We start from the raw sequence: 19,311 nt of genomic DNA, 5'->3' as shown, positions 1-19,311 counted from the left end.
GCAATGTTCAATCCCAGATCGGCTTCGCGCTTGTGCCGCCCTTCGCTTTCCGGCAATCGATCTCCACGCCCAGTTCGCCTTCGGGCCGTTCGAAATCACCGGTGCTGATCTCGATGGTGGGGTCGGCGTACACCTTGTTCATGAAGTAGCCATAGATCGGCAATGCCATGTTCGCGCCCTGGCCCTTGTCGGTTGTGCTGAATCGCACGCTGCGGTCCTCGGCGCCGGTCCACACGCCGGTGACCAGGTCTGGCGTGATGCCGATGAACCATCCATCGCTGTTGTTCTGCGTGGTACCGGTCTTGCCCGCCGTTGGGAATCTGATGTTGGCGTATTTCTGCCGGGTGCCCCAGCTGGTGCGCAGGCGCATGGCGGTGCCCACCACCTTGCCCGTGCTGGGGTTGTATGCGCCATCAACTACGCCCTTGAGCATCTTGAGCATGATATAGGCCGTGCGTTCATCAAGGGCCTCGTAGGTCTTGGGCACCACGTCGAGGATGGTGTTGCCGTTCTTGTCCTCGATGCGGGTGAAAAGGACGGGCTCGATGTACACGCCCTTGTTGGCGAAGGAGCTGAAAGCGCCGGTGATCTCGGATAGCTTAAGGTCCGCCACGCCGAGGCAGAGCGATGGCACCGGATCCAGCGGGCTCTTCACGCCCATGTGGCGCGCGAGCACGGTGACGCTCTCGGGGCCGTACTGTTTCATGAGCCAGGCAGTGACCGTGTTCATGGAGTTTGCCAGTGCGAATTCCACGGTGACCATGCCGCCGTAAACCGCATCACTGTTCTCGGGGCACCAATCCGGCTGGCCCTCTGGCATGTCGAAGCATACGCGCTGGTTGGGCAGTTCTCGGCAGGGCTCCATTCCCTCGCGAATGGCAGTTGCGTACACGAAGGGCTTGAAGGTGCTGCCCACCTGGCGCCGCGCCTTGTCCACATGGTCGAATTGGAAGTGCTTGAAATCCGGCCCCCCCACCCACGCCTTCACGAAGCCCGTGCGCGGGTCCATGCTCAGCAGGCCGCTGCGCAGGTAGCTCTTGTAGTAGCGGATCGAATCCATCGGGCTCATCACGGTGTCGATCTCGCCCTTCCAGCCGAATACGCGCATCCTCACAGGCGTATCGAAGACCTTGGGGATGTCCTCTTCCTTCACCACGGGCCACCAGGCATCGCAGCCGCGGTTGCTGCCCTCGCCTTTCTCGGGGCTGCAATGGAAGTGCATAGCGCCCTCGTGCATCTCCTTCATGATGAAGCGCGCCGGGCGCTCACAGCTGCCGCACTGCTTGCCGGTGATCACCTTGTAGCGCGCGCTGCGCTTCATGGCCGTGTTCAGGATGGTCTTGATCTCGTCGGCGCTCACGCGCGAGTCGAAGGGCTTGTTCTTCTTGCGCGCGATGTCCTTGAAGAAATCGGCCTGCAGTTCGGTGCCCAAATGCTCGCGGACGCCCCACTCGGCGTAGGCCTGCATCCGGCGGTCGATGGTGGTGTACACCTTGAGTCCGTCGGTGTACAGGTCGTAGGGCTTGCCGTCCGGCCGCGGGTAGCGCAGCTTGCCGTTGTCGTCCTTGCTGTCGAGCAGCGCCTGAAGCCGCTCGCGCAGCGTCTCGCGGAAGTAGGGCGCCGGCCCTTCGGTGTGGCTCACGCTCTGGAAGTCGAGACCCAGAGGCAGGGCCTTGAGCGAGTCGTATTCGGTGCGGGTGAGGTATCCGTTGCGGCGCATCTGGTCGAACACCACCATGCGCCGGTGCAGGACGGTATCTACGCGGTAGTCCTTGCGCGGATTGAAGAGCGCGGGATTCTTGCACATGCCCACGAGCATGGCGGCCTGCTCCACGCGCAGCGAATCCGGGGTGGTATTGAAGTACACGCGCGCCGCGCTGTGGATGCCCACCGCCTGGTTCACCCAATCGAAGCGGTTGAGGTACATGGCGATGATCTCGTCTTTCGTGTACATGCGCTCGAGACGTGCGCTGATGATCCACTCCTGGAACTTCTGGAACACGCGCTTCACCGCATTGCCGCTGCGATCCGTGAAGAGCATCTTGGCCAGCTGCTGCGTGAGGGTGCTGGCGCCGCCGCGCTTGCCCAGGAATACCGCTGCTCGCAGCGTGCCGCGAAGGTCCACGCCGCCATGCTCGCGGAAGCGCTCATCCTCGGTGGCGATGAGCGCCTTCACCACGTTGGGGCTGATGCGGTCATAGCCCACCGGAATCCGGTTCTCTTTATAGTACTGGCCCATCTGCGTGCCGTCGCTGAAGAGCACGGCGGTTGCCAGGTTGCTGCGCGGGTTCTCCAGGTCCTCCACGCTGGGCAGATCGCTCAGCGCTGCAGCGCCGAGCATGGCGTAGATGCCGAGCACGGGCGAGAGCACCAGACCCCACCAGAAGAGCCTGCGGCGCTTGGTGCTCTTGCCGGATTTGCCAGGAGAGGAAGACTTGGCCATGGGAGCGGGCGAAATTACCCGCCTTGGCAGCGGTGCATACCGGCGTTAACGGGTGTTACCACCTTAGGCGTGTGCGCAGCCTCAAGGCTCACCGCGCTCGATGCTCACGCCCACGTCGATGATGCCCGGCAGCGGCTCATCGCGCATGGCCTGCTCTATGGTGATGGTGTAGCGCCCGGGCTTGGGGAAGCGATTGCCCATGCGGTAGAGCACCTTGGCATCGCGCGTCCGGCTGGCGAAAATGAAGCCAGTGCCCTTGCCGAGCCAGCGGCCCATGGGGTCGGCCAGCAGGCATTCAACGGTATCGCGCTTGCTGCGTCCGCCAGGGCCTTCGAGGTCGAGGAAGAGGTAGAGGTTGCTGTACGCATAGTCTCCCGTGTGGCGCACATCGATGAAGACATTGTGGCCGCTGAGCGTGTCGGTGATGTCGAAGGCGAAGGAGGGCTTCAGCGCACTGCTCCAAGCGCCATCAGGAATCGGGGTGTCAGCCTGGAAAATGACATTGTCCGCGCAGCCGCAGAGCAGCATGACGCATGTTGTGATCAACGCAATGGGCTTCACGCCACCGGCGGGGTTGGTGGAGCGCCGCCACCTTGCTGACGATCGCCACGGCCCCTGCCGCGACCGCGGCGGCGCCGCTCACCGCTGCCTGTACCATGCCCTTCGGGCCGAGGTGCGCTTGGAGCTTGCTGCGGCTTCGGCCCTTGCGGCGGACGCGCTTCTTGCCTCGGCCTTGGGCCGCCTTGGGCCTGCTGCGGCCTCGGGCCTTGGTCGCTCCTGCGGCGCTCGCCTCCACGACCCTTATCGCGGGATCGCCTGCCACCGCCCTTCATCTTGGTATCGAAGCGAGTGAGCTCGTCCTGGCCCACCACGTTCTCGTAGTCGGGCTGTTTCACGGCCTCCACAGGCTCATCAACCATGTTCAGGTCCACTTCGGGCTCTATGCCTTCTTTGTTCTGGGCGAGTATGCTGCGCACCACGTCAATCGGGAAACCGGCCATCACGAAGCCCTCGCCGGGCTTCTTGAAGCCGTACCACATCTTGCCGCTGAAGATGTCGGTCTTGATGTGCGCGCCCGTGCCTTGCTGGGTCTTGAGCTTGGCGTTCTGCGAAGGATAGCTCTTGATCGCCTCGATGTACATATCGAGCTCGTAGTTGAGGCAGCATTTGAGCTTGCCGCATTGGCCGGCTAGCTTCTGCGGGTTTAGCGCGAGCTGCTGGTAGCGCGCGGCGCTGGTCGTCACGCTGCGGAAATCGGTGAGCCACGTGCTGCAGCAGAGTTCGCGACCGCAGCTGCCGATGCCCCCCACACGCCCGGTCTCCTGTCGAGCGCCGATCTGCTTCATCTCCAATCGCACCTTGAAGCGGTCGGCCATGGTGCGCACGATCCCACGGAAGTCGATGCGCTCCTCGGCGGTGTAATAGATGGTGGCCTTGGTGCCGTCGCCTTGGTACTCCACATCGGTCACCTTCATGTCGAGCCGCGCATCACGCACCATTTCCCGTGCGGCCAGCATGGTCTCATCCTCGCGCTTGCGGGCCTCGTGCCAGCGGTCAATGTCCTCTTGCGTGCTCTTGCGGAGCACCTTGCGCAGCTCGTAGGTCTCCACCATCACATTCCGGCGGGCCATCTGCGCGCGCACCAGTTCACCGGTGAGGCTCACCATGCCCACATCGAAGCCCGGCGCCGCATCCACTGTGACCAGGTCGCCGGGCATGAGTTGAAGGCCGCTGGCGTTGCGGTAGAAGGTCTTGTGGGTGTTCTTGAAGCGCACCTCCACGCCATCGAAGGCCGTTTGCCCGTGCGGCAGGGGCACCCCCGTTAGCCAATCGAAGACGCCCAGCTTGTTGCACCCGCTGGTGCTGCAAAAGCCATTGCTCTTGCAACCGGCCGGTTTGCCATCGGCGCCTGTCCCGCAATTCCCGCATGCCATGGGGGCGAAGATAGAGGGGGTGCCGAAGCCTGGAGTTTGAGCGGGTAGAGGGCTGCTCAACCTACAACCAGCGCTGGCCCGTGGGCCGGACCAACCCCCAACCCGCCAACCTCTGGCCTTCAGCTCTTCAGCATGGTCATCATCCGGTAGCTCACATCCATGAAGAGGACCTTGGGGTTGGCGTTGCGCTCGATGTGCGTGTGGGCGGTCTCGAGCTCGCGACGGATGCCCTCGGCGTTGCGCTCGTTGAGCAGCGTGCTGAAGCGCCCCACGAACTCCAGCTCCTGGCCGGTCACGCGCACCAGCGGAGCCGCTTGCATCCATTGCAGCGCGCATTGGCGCATGATGAAAAGGCCGTAGCGCATCAAGGCCTTCTGCCATTCCCGCCCCTGCTTGGCGAAGCCCTCGCCCAATTCGGCGGCGTTGGCCACCTCGCGCTTGTAGCAGGCGCGCAGCCAATCACGGAAGAATATGAAGTGCTCGGCCTCGCCTTTCTCGGCCATGTCAACCGCCTCCAGCAGGTCGCCCTCGCTGCGGTTGCTGATAGCCAGGGCCTCATCGGCGATGAGCTCGGGGAAGCGCTCGCGCAAGGCATCGCCGATCTCGGCCGGCTCCAGCGCGTTGATCTTCACCAACTGCGCGCGGCTGAGGATGGTGGCTATGAGCTGCTCGGGCTGGGCGGATGCCAAGAGGAAAAGCGTATTGGGCTCGGGTTCTTCCAGCACCTTCAGCAACTTGTTGGCGGCTTGGTGGTCCACCAGCTCGGGAAGCCAGATCAGGATCACCTTGTGGCCACCGCGGAAGCTCCTCAGTGCGAGCTTCTGCTGGATCTCAGCCGCGATCTCCACGCCCATGCGCAATTGCTTGTTCTCGCTGTCGAGCCGATCGCGCCATCGATCAATGTCGATGTAAGGCTCGGCCTGCACGGCTTCGCGCCAGGTCGCCGTGAAGTAGTCGCAGGTGTGCGGCTTCTTCTCGAGGAAGGCGATCGGGAAGAAGAGGTGCAAGTCCGGGTGGGCGAGCTTGGCCATCTGTTGGCACGAGGGGCATGCGCCACAGGCATCGGCCTGGCCGCGTTGCTCGCACAAGAGGTATTGCGCGTAGGCCAGGGCGAGTGGCAGGTTGCCGCTGCCGCGGGGCCCCACGAAGAGCTGCGCATGCGGGACACGGCCTTCGCGGATGTTGCCGATCAGCTTCGCCTTCAAGGCGGCGTGGCCGATGACCTTGGAAAAGAGCATGGGGCGAAGTTGCTGCATAGTTGACCAATGCCGGACTTCCAGCAGGCATCCACCCGCTTCCGATATTCGCGGCCATGATCACAATGGACTCCTTCTCCTTCAGCCGCAAGAAAGCCTTGGTGCGCGTGGACCTCAACGTTCCGCAGGATGCCAATGGCAAGGTGACCGACGACACGCGCGCGCGGGCGATCATCCCCACGGTGAAGAAGATCATCCGCGACGGCGGCAGCGCGATCCTCATGAGCCATCTCGGTCGCCCGAAGGGCAAGGTGAACCCGGCAATGAGCCTGATGCCCATCGCGGACCACTTGAGCGGCCTGCTCGGCCAGCCCGTGCTCTTCGCAACGGATTGCGCAGGGCCCGATGCGAGGGCCAAGTCTGCTGCGTTGAAGCCCGGTGAAGTGCTGATGCTTGAGAACCTGCGCTTCCATCCGGAAGAGGAGGCAGGCGATGAGGCCTTCAGCAAAAGCCTGAGCGAGCTGGGCGATGTTTACGTGAATGACGCCTTCGGCACGGCGCACCGCGCGCATGCCAGCACCACCATCGTCGCGAAGTTCTTCCCGACCGCGAAGCTCTTCGGATATCTGATGCAGGCGGAGATCGACAGCGTGGGCAAGGTGCTGGGGAATCCGCAGCGCCCCATGACAGCAATCGTGGGCGGCAGCAAAGTGAGCAGCAAGATCGAGGTGCTGCGGAACCTGATCGGGAAATGCGATGAGCTGATCATCGGCGGCGGCATGGCCAACACCTTCGTGAAGGCCATGGGCGGCAGCACCGGCGCCAGCCTGGTGGAAGAGGACCTGCTCGATACCGCGCGCAGCATCATCAAGGAAGCGGAAGCGAAGGGCGTGAAGCTGCACATACCCGCCGATGCCGTAGTGGCCGATGCCTTCGCCGCCACTGCGAACACCGATCAGTGCGAATCGGATGCGGTCCCCGCCGGCTGGATGGCGCTCGACATCGGCCCGAGAAGCACCGAAGCGTTCCGTGCATCCATCCTGCGGAGCAAGACGCTGCTGTGGAACGGCCCCATGGGCGTGTTCGAGATGGAACCCTTCCAACAAGGCACCATCGCCATTGCCCAAGCGGTTGCCGAGGCCACGAGCCATGGCGCCTTCTCCCTCGTGGGCGGCGGTGATAGCGTGGCAGCAGTGAACCAGTTCGGCCTTGCGGACAAGATCAGCTACGTGAGCACTGGCGGCGGCGCCATGCTGGAATACCTAGAAGGGAAAGTGCTTCCGGGAATCGCGGCCGTGCTGGGTTAGCGTTCGACGCTGCGCCCCACTTCATCCTTCAGCTCCTCCATCCATTTGGCCTCGTTGAGATTCGGGATGACGTAGGGCGCGAGGATCATCAGCGGGGCATGCAGTCGCGACTGTTCGCGCACCTCAGCTGCAGGGAACGCACCGCCGCTGAACCCTTGCAGCAGATTCAAAGCGATGCTGAGGGTGAAGGCCGAGCGCACCACCCCGAAGGCGATGCCGGCTAACTTGTTCGGGATGCTCAGATTGGCCAGATCGATGGCTTTCGTGAGCAGATGGCCCAGCAGCACCACAAGCGCCAGCACCAGGCCAAAGGTGATCAGGAAGGCAGCAGCCGCGCCCTTGACTTCCAAGTCCAGCGCATCGATCACGCGATCGCTCAGGTGGATGCCCGCCCAGATGCCGAGCACCAGGCCGAGGAGGGATGCGACCTCAATGAAGAAGCCGCGCCGGAAGCCTTTCCAGGCGGAAGCGCCCAAGATGATGAGGAGGACGATGTCGAGCCAGTTCATGCGGGGGTGAAGATGCTGCCCTTAGACCTTTGCTCGTACGCGCTTCATCTTCGCCGCCCATGGACCTCACCTTCGAGAAACGCTGGCGCGATTTGGTGGCCACGCTCTCCAAGCGCTTCGACGCTGGCACACTCGACCTCAACGCCATCATATTCCTCATCGGGGTGCAGGAGCTGGGCCAGCATGCGCGCGAATTCAAGAAGGACGAGAAGGTGGCCCTGATGCACATCGGCATATGCGTGCTGCTTCTGCCCTACGGGTATTATCGTGAACTGGGGCGCGATGCCGATGGCTGGCCTCACTTCGACCGCGTGCAGGAGTTGCCTGCGCTCGGCGCCGAAGAACAGGAGCGATTGATGAAGGAGGCCGTGCTGGCCTATTTCGAGAAGGGCTAGGCCTTACTCGACAGGCAGCAGCGTGATGACCTCACGATTGTCCTGCTCCTCTTCGATCTTGATGATGCCTTCACCCACGAGGGTATCCCACGTGCAGATGATGTCGAGCACCGCGAAGCCGCTCTGGCCCTTCTTATAGAACTCGGAATAATCGAATACCACGAGGCCACCGCCGTCCGTGGTCCCTTCCTTATCGAGGCGGGTGGGGTCGCCGAGCGGATAGGCAGGGTCTGCATAGAGCTTCACCAGCGCATCGGGAACCACCGTGCCGTCCTCAAGTTGCACCGTGATCAAAGCCTTGGTGGGCTTCTGCTTGTTGCAAGCGGGCAAGGCGATCACGAAGAGGGCCAGCGCCATCGCGCCGGTAAGTGCGCGGAAGGGGTTGAACTTGGTCATTGGTCTACTTTTGAGCGCTTCGAGAAGCGGATGTCAAATGTAAGGCGATGGCCCCGACAGTGGCGGCAGGCAATCCTGGCCGTTTCATGCGCATGGGCCTGCCTTGGGACGCAAGCCCAAGCCTTGGCGGTGCCTGTGCGGCCCTTGGTGGAGGTGCGCACCACCATGGGCAACATGATCGTGGCCCTGTACAACGAGACCCCGCTGCACCGGGACAACTTCCTCAAGCTGGCCCGCAGCGGAGCCTACGACAGCCTGCTCTTCCACCGGGTGATCACAGGTTTCATGGCCCAATCCGGCGACCCGGACAGTAAGCGCGCCACGCCAAGCGCCCCGCTCGGGCAAGGCGGCCCCGGCTATACCCTCCCTGCCGAGATCGATGGTCGCTTCATCCACAAGCACGGAGCCTTGGCAGCGGCCCGTTTGCCCGACGAGGTGAACCCGGAGCGGCGCAGCAGCGGGAGCCAGTTCTACCTGGTGCAAGGGCGCACCCATAACGCCGAGGAGCTGGACCGCACCATGCAGCGGAACGCCCGTTACGGCACACCGGTGAGCTACTCGGCTGAGCAGCGGAGCATCTATGCCGAGCAAGGCGGGGCACCGCATCTCGATGGCGCGTACACCGTCTTCGGTGAAGTGGTCGAGGGCCTCGAGGTGCTCGATGCCATCTGCAACGCGCTCTGCGATGGGCAGGACCGACCTTTGAAGGACATCCGCATCTTCGTGCGCCCATTGCCATGAGCCTGCTCGACCGCATCGCCTCGCTCGAAGAGGAACTGGCCAAAGCTGAAGCTCGCACTGCCGACGAGGTGGAGCGTTTCCGCGTGGCCATGCTGGGCCGCAACGGCGCCGTTACTGAGCTTTTCGAAGCCTTCAAGCAAGTGGCCGGCGAGGAGAAGCGTGCCCTCGGCCAGCGCATGAACCAGCTGAAGCAGAAGGCTCAGGCACGCTGGGAGGAACTGAAGGCCGGCCAGAATGGGGAAGAGGAAACGGTCGCTTCGGTCATTGACAGCTCAGCACCGGCGCTCATCGAGCCGACGGGCTCCCTGCATCCCATCACCCTCATCCGGCAGCGGATCATCGATGTGTTCGCGCGCATCGGTTTCACCGTGAGCCAGGGTCCTGAGGTGGAGGACGACCACCACAACTTCACGGCGCTCAATTTCCCGCCCGACCATCCGGCTCGCGACATGCAGGACACCTTCTTCGTTGAGGGTCCCGGCGGTTTCGCCTTGCGCACGCACACCAGCAGCGTGCAGGTGCGCGTGATGGAAGGCCAGAAGCCCCCGATACGAACGATCTCGCCCGGACGCGTCTATCGCAATGAGGCCATCAGCGCGCGCGCGCATTGCATGTTCCATCAGGTCGAAGCGCTGTACGTGGATGAGGGCGTGAGCTTCGCGGAACTGAAGGGCACGCTCGACTACTTCGCCAAGAGCCTATTCGGCCCCGAGGTGAGCATACGATTGCGCCCGAGCTATTTCCCATTCACGGAGCCGAGCGCTGAGGTGGACATGAGCTGCACGATCTGCGGCGGCCCCGGCTGCAACGTGTGCAAGCACAGCGGATGGGTGGAGATCATGGGCTGCGGAATGGTGGATCCCGCCGTGCTCGCGAATTGCGGCATCGACCCCGAGGCGTATTCCGGCTTCGCATTGGGCATGGGCGTGGAACGCATCGCGCAGCTCATCTACCGCGTGCCCGACCTTCGGCTCTACTGGGAGAACGATGTGCGCTTCCTCGATCAGTTCACCCCTGCGCACCTGCGCTCCTGATCCGCGCGGCTGATGCATGCCGATGTGTGCATCTTAGGCGGTGGCCCCGGCGGCTGTTCCGCTGCGCTGCAACTTGCGAAGCACGGGATCGGTGCCATGCTTGTCGAGAAGGCCCGCTTCCCGCGCGACAAGGTGTGCGGCGATGCGCTCAGCGGCAAAGTGGTGCGCGTCCTTGAGCGGCTCGATGCCGAGCTCGCCATCAGCGTGAAGCGCGATGCCCGGGCCATGCCCAGCTGGGGCGTCATCTTCGTGGCGCCCAGCGGACGGGCGTTGCGCGTGCCCTTCTCACGCAATACCGGAGAGGGCGAAGCGCCGGGCGCGATCATGCCGCGCTTCGATTTCGATGACGTGCTCTTCCAGCGCGTGAAGCGAGCCGATGGCATCACCGTCATGGAAGATGCTTTGGCGCGGTCCTTTGCCCGCGCGGACGGCGGTTGGACCATCGGCATCGAGCAGGATGGCCAGCAAAGGGAACTTCGCGCACGCATCATCATCGACGCCAGCGGGGCGAACTCGTCTTTCTCGCGCCATGTCGCTGGCCTATCGATGGAGCCGCACCATCATGCAGCCGGTGTGCGCGCGTATTTCAACGGCGTGAAGGGCTTGGACCCTGACGGCTTCATCGAACTGCTATTCCTCAAGGACCTCCTGCCCGGATACCTCTGGGTATTCCCGTTGCCGGGCGGCAGAGCGAACGTGGGCCTCGGTCTCCGGAGCGATGTGGTGCGGCGCCGGAAGGCCGACCTGAAGAAGCTGCTGCTCGAGCTGATCGCTTCGCATCCGCAGTTGAAGGACCGCTTCGCATCCGCGTCGATGGAAGGCGATGTGCGGGGCATGGGGCTTCCGCTGGCGAGCAAGCGCCGAAGCATCAGTGGCGATGGCTACCTGCTCGTGGGCGACGCCGCGCACCTGATCGATCCCTTCACCGGCGAGGGCATCAGCCATGCGATGATCAGCGGGATGCATGCTGCGGACGTTGCCATGGAGGCGCTTGCGGCAGAAGACTGCAGCGCTGTCCGCCTACGCTCCTATGACGACCGGGTTTGGAAGCGTCTCGGCAAGGAGCTCGCGATCAGCACCCGCTTGCAGCAGTTGGCGCATCAGCCCTGGCTCTTCGATTTCGTGGTGGACCGCGCGAACAGGAATCCCGCGCTCGCCGACATGATCAGCAGCATGTTCACCGACATGGATTTGCGCGAACGGCTGAAGAAGCCGGGCTTCTACATGGATCTGCTGCTGGGGCGGGCGCCGAAGAAGTAGAGGGCGCCTCATCAAGCCTTCACGAACCGAACCGTCCGCCTTTCGCTTCCCAGTACCAATTCCAGGATGTATTCTCCGGGCTTCAGGTGATGAGCCGGTATTTCCAGGGCGTTGTGGCCAACGGCCACACGCTCCTGCGAATCCATCACCAAGCGGCCCAAGGCATCCATGCAGCGCAATTTCAGGTCGCCATGCGAACGGGTTGCGAACGAGAAGCGCAATTGGTCGCGCACCGGATTACCGAGCACGGAGAGTTCAGTCCATTCCTCCTTCGACAGTTCGATCACCACCACCTTGGTGCGGTCCTCTGGGCTGAGCCCCCCGACATCGATGCTGCCGCCATCGAGGGTGACCACGAGCTTCATGCGCTGGCCATTGCTCCAATCGTTGATCAAGCGCGAGCCGGGAGCAAATCGCAACCGTGCCCCTTCGCGGAGTGTAATGTGCATGTCACGTTCCTCGCTCACCTCTGCAGGCTCCTTGATGATCATGGTGCCGTTCATCACGAGCTCGGCATTCGCGCCCACGTGAAGCGCAGAGCCCTCAATTAGCAGCAGCATGCCGCGGCCTTCCTGTCCGTAATGGAAGGTGCTTCCATCGGCAACGCGCAACGCGCTGCCCGACTGGAACTGGAAGCAGGCGTTGCGCCCCTCGAACGAAATGTGGCCATGTTGGTGTACGTAGCTCGTATTGGCCGTCCAGACAACCTCGATGAACTCCCAACCCATGCAGAGGTCGGCACCGTCGTTCACCACGGTCAGCGGGTGCCGTATCGAATCGCTCCCGAGCACAAGGCCGCCACGCAGCTCCGTGTAGGGCTGAAAATTGAAGCCCGAGAATGGCTGCAGGTACATGGTCACATTCGTCGGAGAGGCCACGTTCGGCACAGGCGGCACATCAAGGTGGTACACATGGTCGGCGTCCGGGTAGTCGGCATTGTCATGCATCACCAGAATGTTGTCCCAGCCCCAGCCGATCCAGTAGGAGAATTGGCTGCCAAGGAATTGCGGCAGGTTCGCGCTGGTGAGCGGCACCAAGGTGCCCCAGGCGCTCATGTCCTGTACTTCGCTGTAGAGGTTTTCGATGTATGTGCCCGGCGGTGCTCCGTTCAGCTTCAGGCTCACTACGAATTCGCGCAAGTCGTTCTCGGCGAACTTCTCCGTGGGCACGCAGAGCTCCAACTGGTACGTGGAGAAGTCTTGCTCATCGTAAGCCGCTTGGTACCAGCGCATAGCGGTTCCGGTGCCGCTGGCGTCGGGTATGCGCACACCAGCGAAGAGGCCGGAGCAGGGCCCGCCGGGGCACGGGCCGTTGTCGAAGCTGCCCGGGCCGAAGGCCTGGAAGCCAATCGCATATTGGTTGTTGGTTGTGAGCGGAAGCACGTTGTTGTCATCGTACAGCGCCCGGATGAAAACAGGCCTTGATGCATCGATCTCATTCACAGCGATGCGCGGCCACACCCAATTCCCGGTCACATGGGCCAGGTTGATGCAGGTCGCAGGGTCCCTAGGCCCCCACCATGTATCGTCGAGTGTTTGGTAGGCCTCCCAGCCCGCGTAGGTGAGAATGTTGACACCGGGGTCCTGCGGGCAGGCGATCGTCAACGTATCCGAAGGGCTGAATCCGGGCAGGTAGGGTTGCGCGATCGCGCTTGCTGGCAAGAGAATCGCGAAGTGGAGTACAGCTCTATTCATGGTCGCGGATTTCAGGTGGGACACGCCCGACCGAAAGTACGCTGCCTGCCGTAGCCGAAGTTCGATGCTTTAACGCACCCGCTTCGCAGCGACGAACCAATCCCAAGGGAAGGGCGCTTTCATCCAGCGCGGCGGGGCGTCGAACTCCGTGCTCCATGGGTATTCGATCTTCTCGATGTCGAGGACATTGAAGCCGCGATCGTTGAGCAGCGCTTCGAGTTCCTCCCGGAGGTAGTGCTTGGTCGGCACGTTGTCGATGCTCACCAAGCCATGCTCGAGGCCATGGCTATTCAGTGCAGCGGCCTTCTGGGCCGCCTGCGGGTCCATGCCATCACGCAGGTTCCATTGCAAGTGGCGGTAAGCGGTGAGCAAGGCTGAATTGAGAGAAGGCACCACCAGCAGCAAGTGGCCGCCCTTCTTCACGCCCCGGCAGGTCCGGTCAATGAGCCCTTCGCGGATCTCGAGCGCGGCATTGAGCCAGGTGTTGATGCATAGCACCACATCGGTGGCGGGGTAGCTGTTCTTGTCCGCACTCACATCGGCATGCACGTATGCGATGTTGGAGCGGCCCGCATTGGCCTTCGCCGCCACCTCCAGGCATTGGCTGCTCACGTCCACCGCGTACACGCGTGCATAATGGTCTGCAAGCAGCGCTAGCGTGCGACCCACTCCGCAGCCCAGGTCGGTGGCTTCGGCGCCCGGGGACGCGAGGTTCTCCACCCATCCGCGGATGATGCCCTTGGCATCGTTCGCGGGCACATTGAAGATCTCCTGCTCGAAGGTCCCGGCCACCTTATCCCAATCGCGCTCGTTCATGCGGTTGCGTTTTGTGCCGCAGCGATAGCGCCAAGGAGGGAGCCGATCGGACGTTGATGCAATGCTGCGGCGGTTGGTGTTGCGGGCAAGGTACCCGGGCATGCCCGGCGCCCATGGCCGGGCGTTGCGCAGGTATCAACGATCACGGGTTGAAGGAGGCCTTCGGGATGACCGGAACCCACACTAGCATTGGCCATTCGCACGATGCCGCACCCCGCCTATCTTTCCCGCAATCAGCAATCTGATGGCTTCCGGAACCGCAGCAGAGAGATCGCTGCGCCAGCATTACAATGCGGCGCGCTTGCGATCCCATACCTGGGATCAGTTGAAGCTAGCGGCAATGGACCTCGACGATGGCCGTTGCGCGCCGGATGAAGTGGCCGCGATCCTGAAGGACCTGTTCACCATCGAATTGTACTGGGCCTATCCCGGCCGCAGCACAGTGCGCCAGCTCGAGCAGATGCTCCGCAGCAAGGATCATCATGGCCTGCACCTCGGGGTGAATCACGTGGTGCGAACGCTGAGCAGCGGGGCTTTCCGCAGCGATTCCGCCGCACTGCTCGATCCGGCATCAGGCCGTGATGCGCTGCTTGCGGAAGAGGAGGGAAAGCCCAGGCCGAACTACTTCGAGGTGCTCTTCGTGGATGAGCTCGACGAGGATGATGAGGCCGCCCTGAAGCATAAGCTGCTCCAATGCCGCGATAAGGCCGACCCCTTCGTGTACGATGCGGTGGTGGTGCGAACGGTGCAGGATGCGCTCATCGCGCTGCTCTTCAATCACAACATCCAAGTGGTGGTGGTGCGCTTCGGCGTTCCATACCGGAACACGAACCACAAAGGAATGCTCAGCACGTTCACGCGCGCCATCGATGCGTTGGATCCCGGAGAGATCGGCCGTGCGCACATGGGGCCATACCTCGGCCGCATCTGCCGCTGGTTCCGTCCGGAAGTCGACCGTTACTACGTGACCGATACCCCGGTGGACGGGCTGGAGGACGCCACGCTCGCCACCTTCCGCCGCATCTTCTACCGAACCGAGGACCTCACCGAGCTGCATCTCACCATGCTGCGCGGCATCCAGGAGAAGTACGAGGCCCCCTTCTTCTCCGCCCTGAAGGAATACAGCCGCCGGCCCATGGGGGTGTTCCACGCCATGCCCATCAGTCGCGGGAACAGCGTCTTCAAGAGCCGGTGGATACAGGACTTCGGCGAGTTCTATGGACGCAACCTCTTCCTCGCGGAGACCAGCGCCACCACCGGAGGCCTCGATTCGCTGCTGCAGCCCACCGGTCCACTGAAGAAGGCGCAGGAGCTGGCGGCCCGCGCCTTCGGCTCGCAGCGCACCTTCTTCGCCACCAACGGCACCAGCACCACCAACAAGATCGTTGTGCAGGCGCTTGTGGAGCCCGGCGACATCGTGCTCATCGACCGCGACTGCCACAAGAGCCACCACTACGGCATGGTGCTCAGCGGCGCTTACCCGGTATACCTGCACAGCTATCCGCTGAAGAAATACAGCATGTACGGCGCGGTGCCGCTCCATCATATCCGCGAGCAGCTCTTCAAGCTGAAGCGCGGAGGCCGATTGGACAAGGTGAAGATGCTGCTGCTCACCAACTGCACCTTCGATGGCGTGGTGTACAATGTGGAGCGCGTCATGGAGGAAGTGCTCGCCATCAAGCCCGACATCGTCTTCCTCTGGGATGAAGCCTGGTGGGCCTTCGCACGATTCAGTTATGTGCTGCGCCAGCGCACCGCCATGCACATTGCGCGGAAACTGGCCCGGAAGTACCGCACACCGGAGTACCGCGCAGAATACGAAGCGCACCTCGCGAAGCTCGTTGATGGAGAATCGCCGCGGATGCCCGACCCCGACAAGGTGCGCATCCGCGTGTATGCCACGCAGAGCACGCACAAAACGCTCACCTCGCTGCGGCAGGGCAGCATGATCCACATCTGGGACGAGGACTTTGTGAGGAAGAGCGAGGCCTCTTTCCACGAGGCCTATATGACCCACACCAGCACCAGCGCCAACTACCAGATCCTCGCGAGCATGGATGCAGGGCGCCGGCAAGTGGAGTTCGAGGGATACGAGCTGGTGGAGAAGGCGATCGAGCTGGGGCTTCTGCTGCGCCGCACGGTGCGCGAGCATCCCAAGCTGAAGCGCTGGTTCGACATCATCACCATCGGCGAGCTCATCCCCGGTGAGTTCCGGCAGAGCGGGCTCGACAGCTACTATCGGCGCGATCAGGGCTGGAGCGAGATCGAGAAGGCATGGGCCGAGGATGAGTTCGCGGTGGATCCCACCAAGATCAACCTCTACACCGGCCACACCGGCATCGATGGCGATACCTTCAAGAACCAGTTCTTGATGGACAAGCACCAGATCCAGATCAACAAGACATCGCGGAACTCGGTGCTCTTCATGACCAACATCGGGACCACGCGCGGCTCGCTGGCCTATCTCACCAAGGTGCTCCTCCAGATCGCGGAGGAATTGGAGCAGCGCAACGCTGGCTTCGAGCACGACGACAAGAGGGCGCACATCGCGCGGATCCGCGCGCTCACCGAGGAGATCCCGCCACTGCCGGACTTCAGCAGCTTCCACCGCAGCTTCCAGGGACAGCCCGGTGTGCCCGGCGGCGACCTGCGAAGCGCCTACTTCCTCTCATACAAGGAGGAGCGCTGCGAGCACGTGAAGCTCGAGGAGTGCAAGCGCCTGATGCTCGAAGGTCGCGAGCTGGTATCGGCCAGCTTCGTGATCCCCTACCCGCCGGGCTTCCCCGTGCTCATGCCTGGCCAGATGATCAATCAGGAGATCATCGACTTCCTCATTGCCATTGACGTGAAGGAGATCCACGGCTACCGCCCCGAGCTCGGCCTGCGCGTGTTCACTGATGCCGCATTGGGCAGGCAGAAGACGACAACGGCGATGGGGGGCATGCGCGGGCCGATCCCAGCCGTCGCCAAGGATATCAAGGTCGTGAAACGAACGAAGCGCTAAGGGATTCGATGGGCCGCATGCGCATCGTGAGAGCCTGAATCGCTGTTGCTTGTTCCATTGGCCAGATTACTGCAGCACTACACGGCTCTTGCGCTCCAGGTCCGTGCGGCTCTGGAAGCGCAGCGTGTAATAATCGGCGCTGTTGGGGGCGAGCTGCATGTCCATCGCTGCACGTCCATATTCCAGGCCGGCCTCATCGAATGCAACGGCGGTGATGCGCCCATTGAATTCGCGGCTGGCCACTACGTACACCACGAGCACGTTATCAGTACCGGCACTGTCAGGCTCCACCATGGTCTTGCCGATGGAAAGGCCTTGATCAAGAAGGTGCTCGCTCAGCTTCACATCCAGGTCCCAGGTCTTCTCAACCCCGGAGGCGAGGCCTTCAACCACTTCGGTGGCAGCAACGCCTGCGATTTCGCCACCCTTGTTCAGCGCGCCCTTGGTGCCCTCGGCTACACGGCCGCATCCGGCCAAAGCGCCCAAAAGAAGGAAAACAGCCACTCTCATCGCACGATGAATCGGATGGTGCGCTGCTCGCTGCCGAAGCGCGCGCGCAGGAAGTAGGCGCCCGCTTGAAGCCCGGCGATCGGCAGGTCGATGCGGTGGTCGCCGGCCGAACGGTTGCCTCCGGCGATGCTGAGCACCGCACGGCCGGTCATGTCGATCACCTCCAACGTGAGCGCAGAGGCCGAGCGCATGCTGAGGAGCGCGGTGGCTGCGCCGTCGGCAGGATTGGGCAGCACCTGAAGATCAGCGCCGCTGGCCAGTTCCTCGACGCTCACAGGCTGCCCATTGATGTTGATGTCGTCCAGGTAGATGTTGTTGCCGCCGTTGCTCTCGAATTCGAACTTGAAGCGGAAGTTGGGCACATGGCTCGTGCTGCTGATGGTATTGACCTCTGCGAATCCCCATTGTGAAGGACCGTTGGGCACGAAGCTGCCGGTCGTGTTCGGCGCGGTCGGCAAGGAATTGCTCCCACGGAGGATCTTGCGCAAGGTCCAGGTCTGTCCGCAGTTGCTGCTTGTCCAGAAGCGGAGCACATCGTCGTTCGCCGCGGCGCGCTTGGCATACGCGTAGCGGTAGCTCACGGTGATCTGGGTGGCTCCGCTCATGTCATACGTGCGCGAGACCAGCTCATCCGCGCGACCATCCATCGAAGCGGCATTCACGATGCGCGCGCTCTTTGAGCCGGTGTATGCGGCTGCCGTGGTCACGTTCCAGGTGTTGTCGCCATGCACGTTCTCGATGAACCACTCAGGGGCGTTGAAGGCGCTGAGCGATTCGAAGCCTTCCTGCACCGGAGGCTGCTCACCTGGTTGGTTCAGCACAGTGATGTAGGCGGTCTGCGTGCTGGTCTGCGAACTGCTTCCATCGCTGGCGGTGAGCGCCACCGTATAGGTGCCCGGCGTGTTATAGGTAACGCTCGGGTTGGCATCTGTTGAGGTGGCAGGGGTGCCGCCAGCGAAGCTCCAGTTGCGCGAGCTCACGGCATTGAAGCTCTCATCGGTGAAGTCCACGGTGCTTCCCGGGCACACCACGCGGGTATTGCTGCTGAAGGCCGCTGCGCAGAGCGCTTCAGGCAGGTTCACGCCGGTGGCGGTCAGGTTGTTCGACGTGATGAGCTGGTTGCGCTGCGCAGTGGAGCTGTTGAGTGCGGCGATCATGCGCGTTTTCTGGCCATTGGTGAACATCTTGGAGCAATAGCTGTACTCCATGTAGTTCTCTACGTTGTCCAGCGAGCTGCAGCTGGTGCCGCTCAGGACGCATGTGGTCCACCCGATCGTGTTCGGCGTGTCGCTCACGCCATCGTCGGTGTTGCAGTTGCTGGCCACGGCGGGGGTGTTGCTGCCTCCCCAGGTGTGCTCCAGGTTGATCCAATGGCCCACCTCGTGCGTGAGTGCGCGCGACCGGCTCACGCTGCCCGTGCCGATGCTGCCCACATAAGTGTGCTGCATCACGATGCCGTCCGCGGCAGCGAAGACCGCTGCGCCGCCCGGGGTTAGCGTGTAGCCGGCGGCGCCATCAGCGCTTGCGGCCACCCACACGTTGAGGTACTTGTTGCGCGGCCACTGGATCAGGTTCTTCATGGTCTGCGTGCCGTCGTTGGTGAGGGCGCTCACCGTGCGCGTGATGCCCTTGGTGCAATTGCCGTTCGGGTCCTTCCGCGCCAGCTTGAACTCGATGTCGATGTTGGCGACAAGCGGCAGGAACTGGCTCACCACGTTGTCCCAATCGGGATTCTGCTTGTTGAAATCCTCATTGAGGATCCGCATGGCATCGAAGACCTGCGCATCACTGATGTTCTCGGCGCCGAACTGGTGGATGATGTGAAAGACCACCGGGATGGTGTAGGTGCTGCGTGCGCCCTCACTGAATCCTTCTGTCCAGGCCTCCAAGGCGGCCTCCTCCTCGGCGATCGCGGCCATCAAGGCCGGGTCGTTGCCATGCAGCTGCTCCATGATGCCGGCATCGTTGGTGCGGCAGGTGAAGGCGGTTTGCTGCTGGGCCATTGCGCCCGCTGAGAGCATGATGCAAGCCAAGAGTGTCGCGATCCTGTTCATCAGTCTGCGTGTTGAGGG

Annotated in this window: 16 protein-coding genes; 6 read left to right on the top strand and 10 right to left on the bottom strand. The window is 62.7% G+C overall.

Features of this window, described 5'->3' with window-relative positions; all coding sequences use genetic code 11:
* Positions 1-7 precede the first annotated feature (7 nt).
* The 4 genes from IPK70_00570 to IPK70_00555 form a co-directional block, all read right to left on the bottom strand.
* Entirely contained in the window at positions 8-2,443 is a 2,436-nt protein-coding gene (locus tag IPK70_00570; GenBank protein ID MBK8225650.1) for a transglycosylase domain-containing protein, read from the bottom strand.
* Positions 2,444-2,524: 81 nt separating this feature from the next.
* Positions 2,525-2,971: a gliding motility lipoprotein GldH gene (locus IPK70_00565; GenBank protein MBK8225649.1), complete on the bottom strand. Its 447-nt coding sequence runs from the start codon at positions 2,969-2,971 to the stop codon at positions 2,525-2,527.
* A 29-nt stretch (positions 2,972-3,000) separates the two neighbouring features.
* On the bottom strand, positions 3,001-4,377 hold the full coding sequence (locus tag IPK70_00560) for a hypothetical protein (protein MBK8225648.1): 1,377 nt from the start codon (positions 4,375-4,377) through the stop codon (positions 3,001-3,003).
* 119 nt (positions 4,378-4,496) lie between these two features.
* Complete coding sequence (locus IPK70_00555; protein ID MBK8225647.1) at positions 4,497-5,615, bottom strand: hypothetical protein; 1,119 nt, start codon at positions 5,613-5,615, stop codon at positions 4,497-4,499.
* A gap of 74 nt (positions 5,616-5,689) precedes the next feature.
* On the opposite strand from IPK70_00555, the gene IPK70_00550 reads away from it, so the two are divergent.
* On the top strand, positions 5,690-6,880 hold the full coding sequence (locus tag IPK70_00550) for a phosphoglycerate kinase (protein MBK8225646.1): 1,191 nt from the start codon (positions 5,690-5,692) through the stop codon (positions 6,878-6,880).
* Here IPK70_00550 and IPK70_00545 read toward each other — a convergent pair.
* Positions 6,877-7,389 (bottom strand): CvpA family protein, encoded by a 513-nt coding sequence (locus IPK70_00545; GenBank protein MBK8225645.1) that lies wholly within the window; start codon positions 7,387-7,389, stop codon positions 6,877-6,879. The genes IPK70_00550 and IPK70_00545 overlap by 4 nt on opposite strands.
* 59 nt (positions 7,390-7,448) lie before the next feature.
* On the opposite strand from IPK70_00545, the gene IPK70_00540 reads away from it, so the two are divergent.
* Positions 7,449-7,784 (top strand): hypothetical protein, encoded by a 336-nt coding sequence (locus IPK70_00540; protein MBK8225644.1) that lies wholly within the window; start codon positions 7,449-7,451, stop codon positions 7,782-7,784.
* A 3-nt stretch (positions 7,785-7,787) separates the two neighbouring features.
* Here IPK70_00540 and IPK70_00535 read toward each other — a convergent pair whose 3' ends face one another.
* A complete protein-coding gene (locus IPK70_00535) occupies positions 7,788-8,180 on the bottom strand; it encodes a hypothetical protein (protein MBK8225643.1) in 393 nt (130 codons plus the stop codon).
* Positions 8,181-8,210: 30 nt separating this feature from the next.
* Between IPK70_00535 and IPK70_00530 the strand changes: the two genes are divergently transcribed.
* The 3 genes from IPK70_00530 to IPK70_00520 are packed head-to-tail and all read left to right on the top strand — an operon-like array spanning position 8,211 to position 11,215.
* Positions 8,211-8,921 carry a peptidylprolyl isomerase gene (locus IPK70_00530; GenBank protein ID MBK8225642.1) on the top strand — a complete coding sequence of 237 codons (711 nt, stop codon included), beginning with the start codon at positions 8,211-8,213 and terminating at the stop codon, positions 8,919-8,921.
* Positions 8,922-8,923: 2 nt separating this feature from the next.
* Positions 8,924-9,955, top strand: a complete 1,032-nt coding sequence (gene pheS, locus IPK70_00525; protein MBK8225641.1) for a phenylalanine--tRNA ligase subunit alpha — start codon at positions 8,924-8,926, stop codon at positions 9,953-9,955.
* 9 nt (positions 9,956-9,964) lie between these two features.
* Positions 9,965-11,215 (top strand): geranylgeranyl reductase family protein, encoded by a 1,251-nt coding sequence (locus IPK70_00520; GenBank protein ID MBK8225640.1) that lies wholly within the window; start codon positions 9,965-9,967, stop codon positions 11,213-11,215.
* Positions 11,216-11,226: 11 nt separating this feature from the next.
* Here IPK70_00520 and IPK70_00515 read toward each other — a convergent pair whose 3' ends face one another.
* A complete protein-coding gene (locus IPK70_00515; protein MBK8225639.1) occupies positions 11,227-12,909 on the bottom strand; it encodes a hypothetical protein in 1,683 nt (560 codons plus the stop codon).
* 69 nt (positions 12,910-12,978) lie between these two features.
* Entirely contained in the window at positions 12,979-13,725 is a 747-nt protein-coding gene (locus IPK70_00510; protein ID MBK8225638.1) for a class I SAM-dependent methyltransferase, read from the bottom strand.
* A gap of 244 nt (positions 13,726-13,969) precedes the next feature.
* On the opposite strand from IPK70_00510, the gene IPK70_00505 reads away from it, so the two are divergent.
* Complete coding sequence (locus IPK70_00505) at positions 13,970-16,729, top strand: aminotransferase class I/II-fold pyridoxal phosphate-dependent enzyme (GenBank protein MBK8225637.1); 2,760 nt, start codon at positions 13,970-13,972, stop codon at positions 16,727-16,729.
* Between the two features lie 66 nt (positions 16,730-16,795).
* Here the strand turns inward: IPK70_00505 and IPK70_00500 are convergent, their stop codons facing one another.
* On the bottom strand, positions 16,796-17,239 hold the full coding sequence (locus tag IPK70_00500) for a hypothetical protein (GenBank protein MBK8225636.1): 444 nt from the start codon (positions 17,237-17,239) through the stop codon (positions 16,796-16,798).
* Positions 17,236-19,293: a T9SS type A sorting domain-containing protein gene (locus IPK70_00495; protein MBK8225635.1), complete on the bottom strand. Its 2,058-nt coding sequence runs from the start codon at positions 19,291-19,293 to the stop codon at positions 17,236-17,238. Before IPK70_00495 ends, IPK70_00500 begins: the two co-directional genes overlap by 4 nt.
* Between the last annotated feature and the right edge of the window lie 18 nt (positions 19,294-19,311).

The sequence above is a fragment of the Flavobacteriales bacterium genome (assembly GCA_016712535.1).
In the GTDB taxonomy this organism is placed as follows: domain Bacteria; phylum Bacteroidota; class Bacteroidia; order Flavobacteriales_F; family PHOS-HE28; genus PHOS-HE28.
Note: the sequence above shows the minus strand (reverse complement) of the source record. Positions and strands in the feature narration are given on the sequence as shown.

What these genes read in the sequence shown, in the direction of transcription:
- IPK70_00570 (MBK8225650.1), bottom strand. Translation starts at nt 2,443, where the DNA reads ATGGCCAAGTCTTCCTCTCCTGGCAAATCCGGCAAGAGCACCAAGCGC.
- IPK70_00565 (MBK8225649.1), bottom strand. Translation starts at nt 2,971, where the DNA reads ATGCTGCTCTGCGGCTGCGCGGACAATGTCATTTTCCAGGCTGACACC.
- IPK70_00560 (MBK8225648.1), bottom strand. Translation starts at nt 4,377, where the DNA reads ATGGCATGCGGGAATTGCGGGACAGGCGCCGATGGCAAACCGGCCGGT.
- IPK70_00555 (MBK8225647.1), bottom strand. Translation starts at nt 5,615, where the DNA reads ATGCTCTTTTCCAAGGTCATCGGCCACGCCGCCTTGAAGGCGAAGCTG.
- IPK70_00550 (MBK8225646.1), top strand. Translation starts at nt 5,690, where the DNA reads ATGATCACAATGGACTCCTTCTCCTTCAGCCGCAAGAAAGCCTTGGTG.
- IPK70_00545 (MBK8225645.1), bottom strand. Translation starts at nt 7,389, where the DNA reads ATGAACTGGCTCGACATCGTCCTCCTCATCATCTTGGGCGCTTCCGCC.
- IPK70_00540 (MBK8225644.1), top strand. Translation starts at nt 7,449, where the DNA reads ATGGACCTCACCTTCGAGAAACGCTGGCGCGATTTGGTGGCCACGCTC.
- IPK70_00535 (MBK8225643.1), bottom strand. Translation starts at nt 8,180, where the DNA reads ATGACCAAGTTCAACCCCTTCCGCGCACTTACCGGCGCGATGGCGCTG.
- IPK70_00530 (MBK8225642.1), top strand. Translation starts at nt 8,211, where the DNA reads ATGTCAAATGTAAGGCGATGGCCCCGACAGTGGCGGCAGGCAATCCTG.
- IPK70_00515 (MBK8225639.1), bottom strand. Translation starts at nt 12,909, where the DNA reads ATGAATAGAGCTGTACTCCACTTCGCGATTCTCTTGCCAGCAAGCGCG.
- IPK70_00510 (MBK8225638.1), bottom strand. Translation starts at nt 13,725, where the DNA reads ATGAACGAGCGCGATTGGGATAAGGTGGCCGGGACCTTCGAGCAGGAG.
- IPK70_00505 (MBK8225637.1), top strand. Translation starts at nt 13,970, where the DNA reads ATGGCTTCCGGAACCGCAGCAGAGAGATCGCTGCGCCAGCATTACAAT.
- IPK70_00500 (MBK8225636.1), bottom strand. Translation starts at nt 17,239, where the DNA reads ATGAGAGTGGCTGTTTTCCTTCTTTTGGGCGCTTTGGCCGGATGCGGC.
- IPK70_00495 (MBK8225635.1), bottom strand. Translation starts at nt 19,293, where the DNA reads ATGAACAGGATCGCGACACTCTTGGCTTGCATCATGCTCTCAGCGGGC.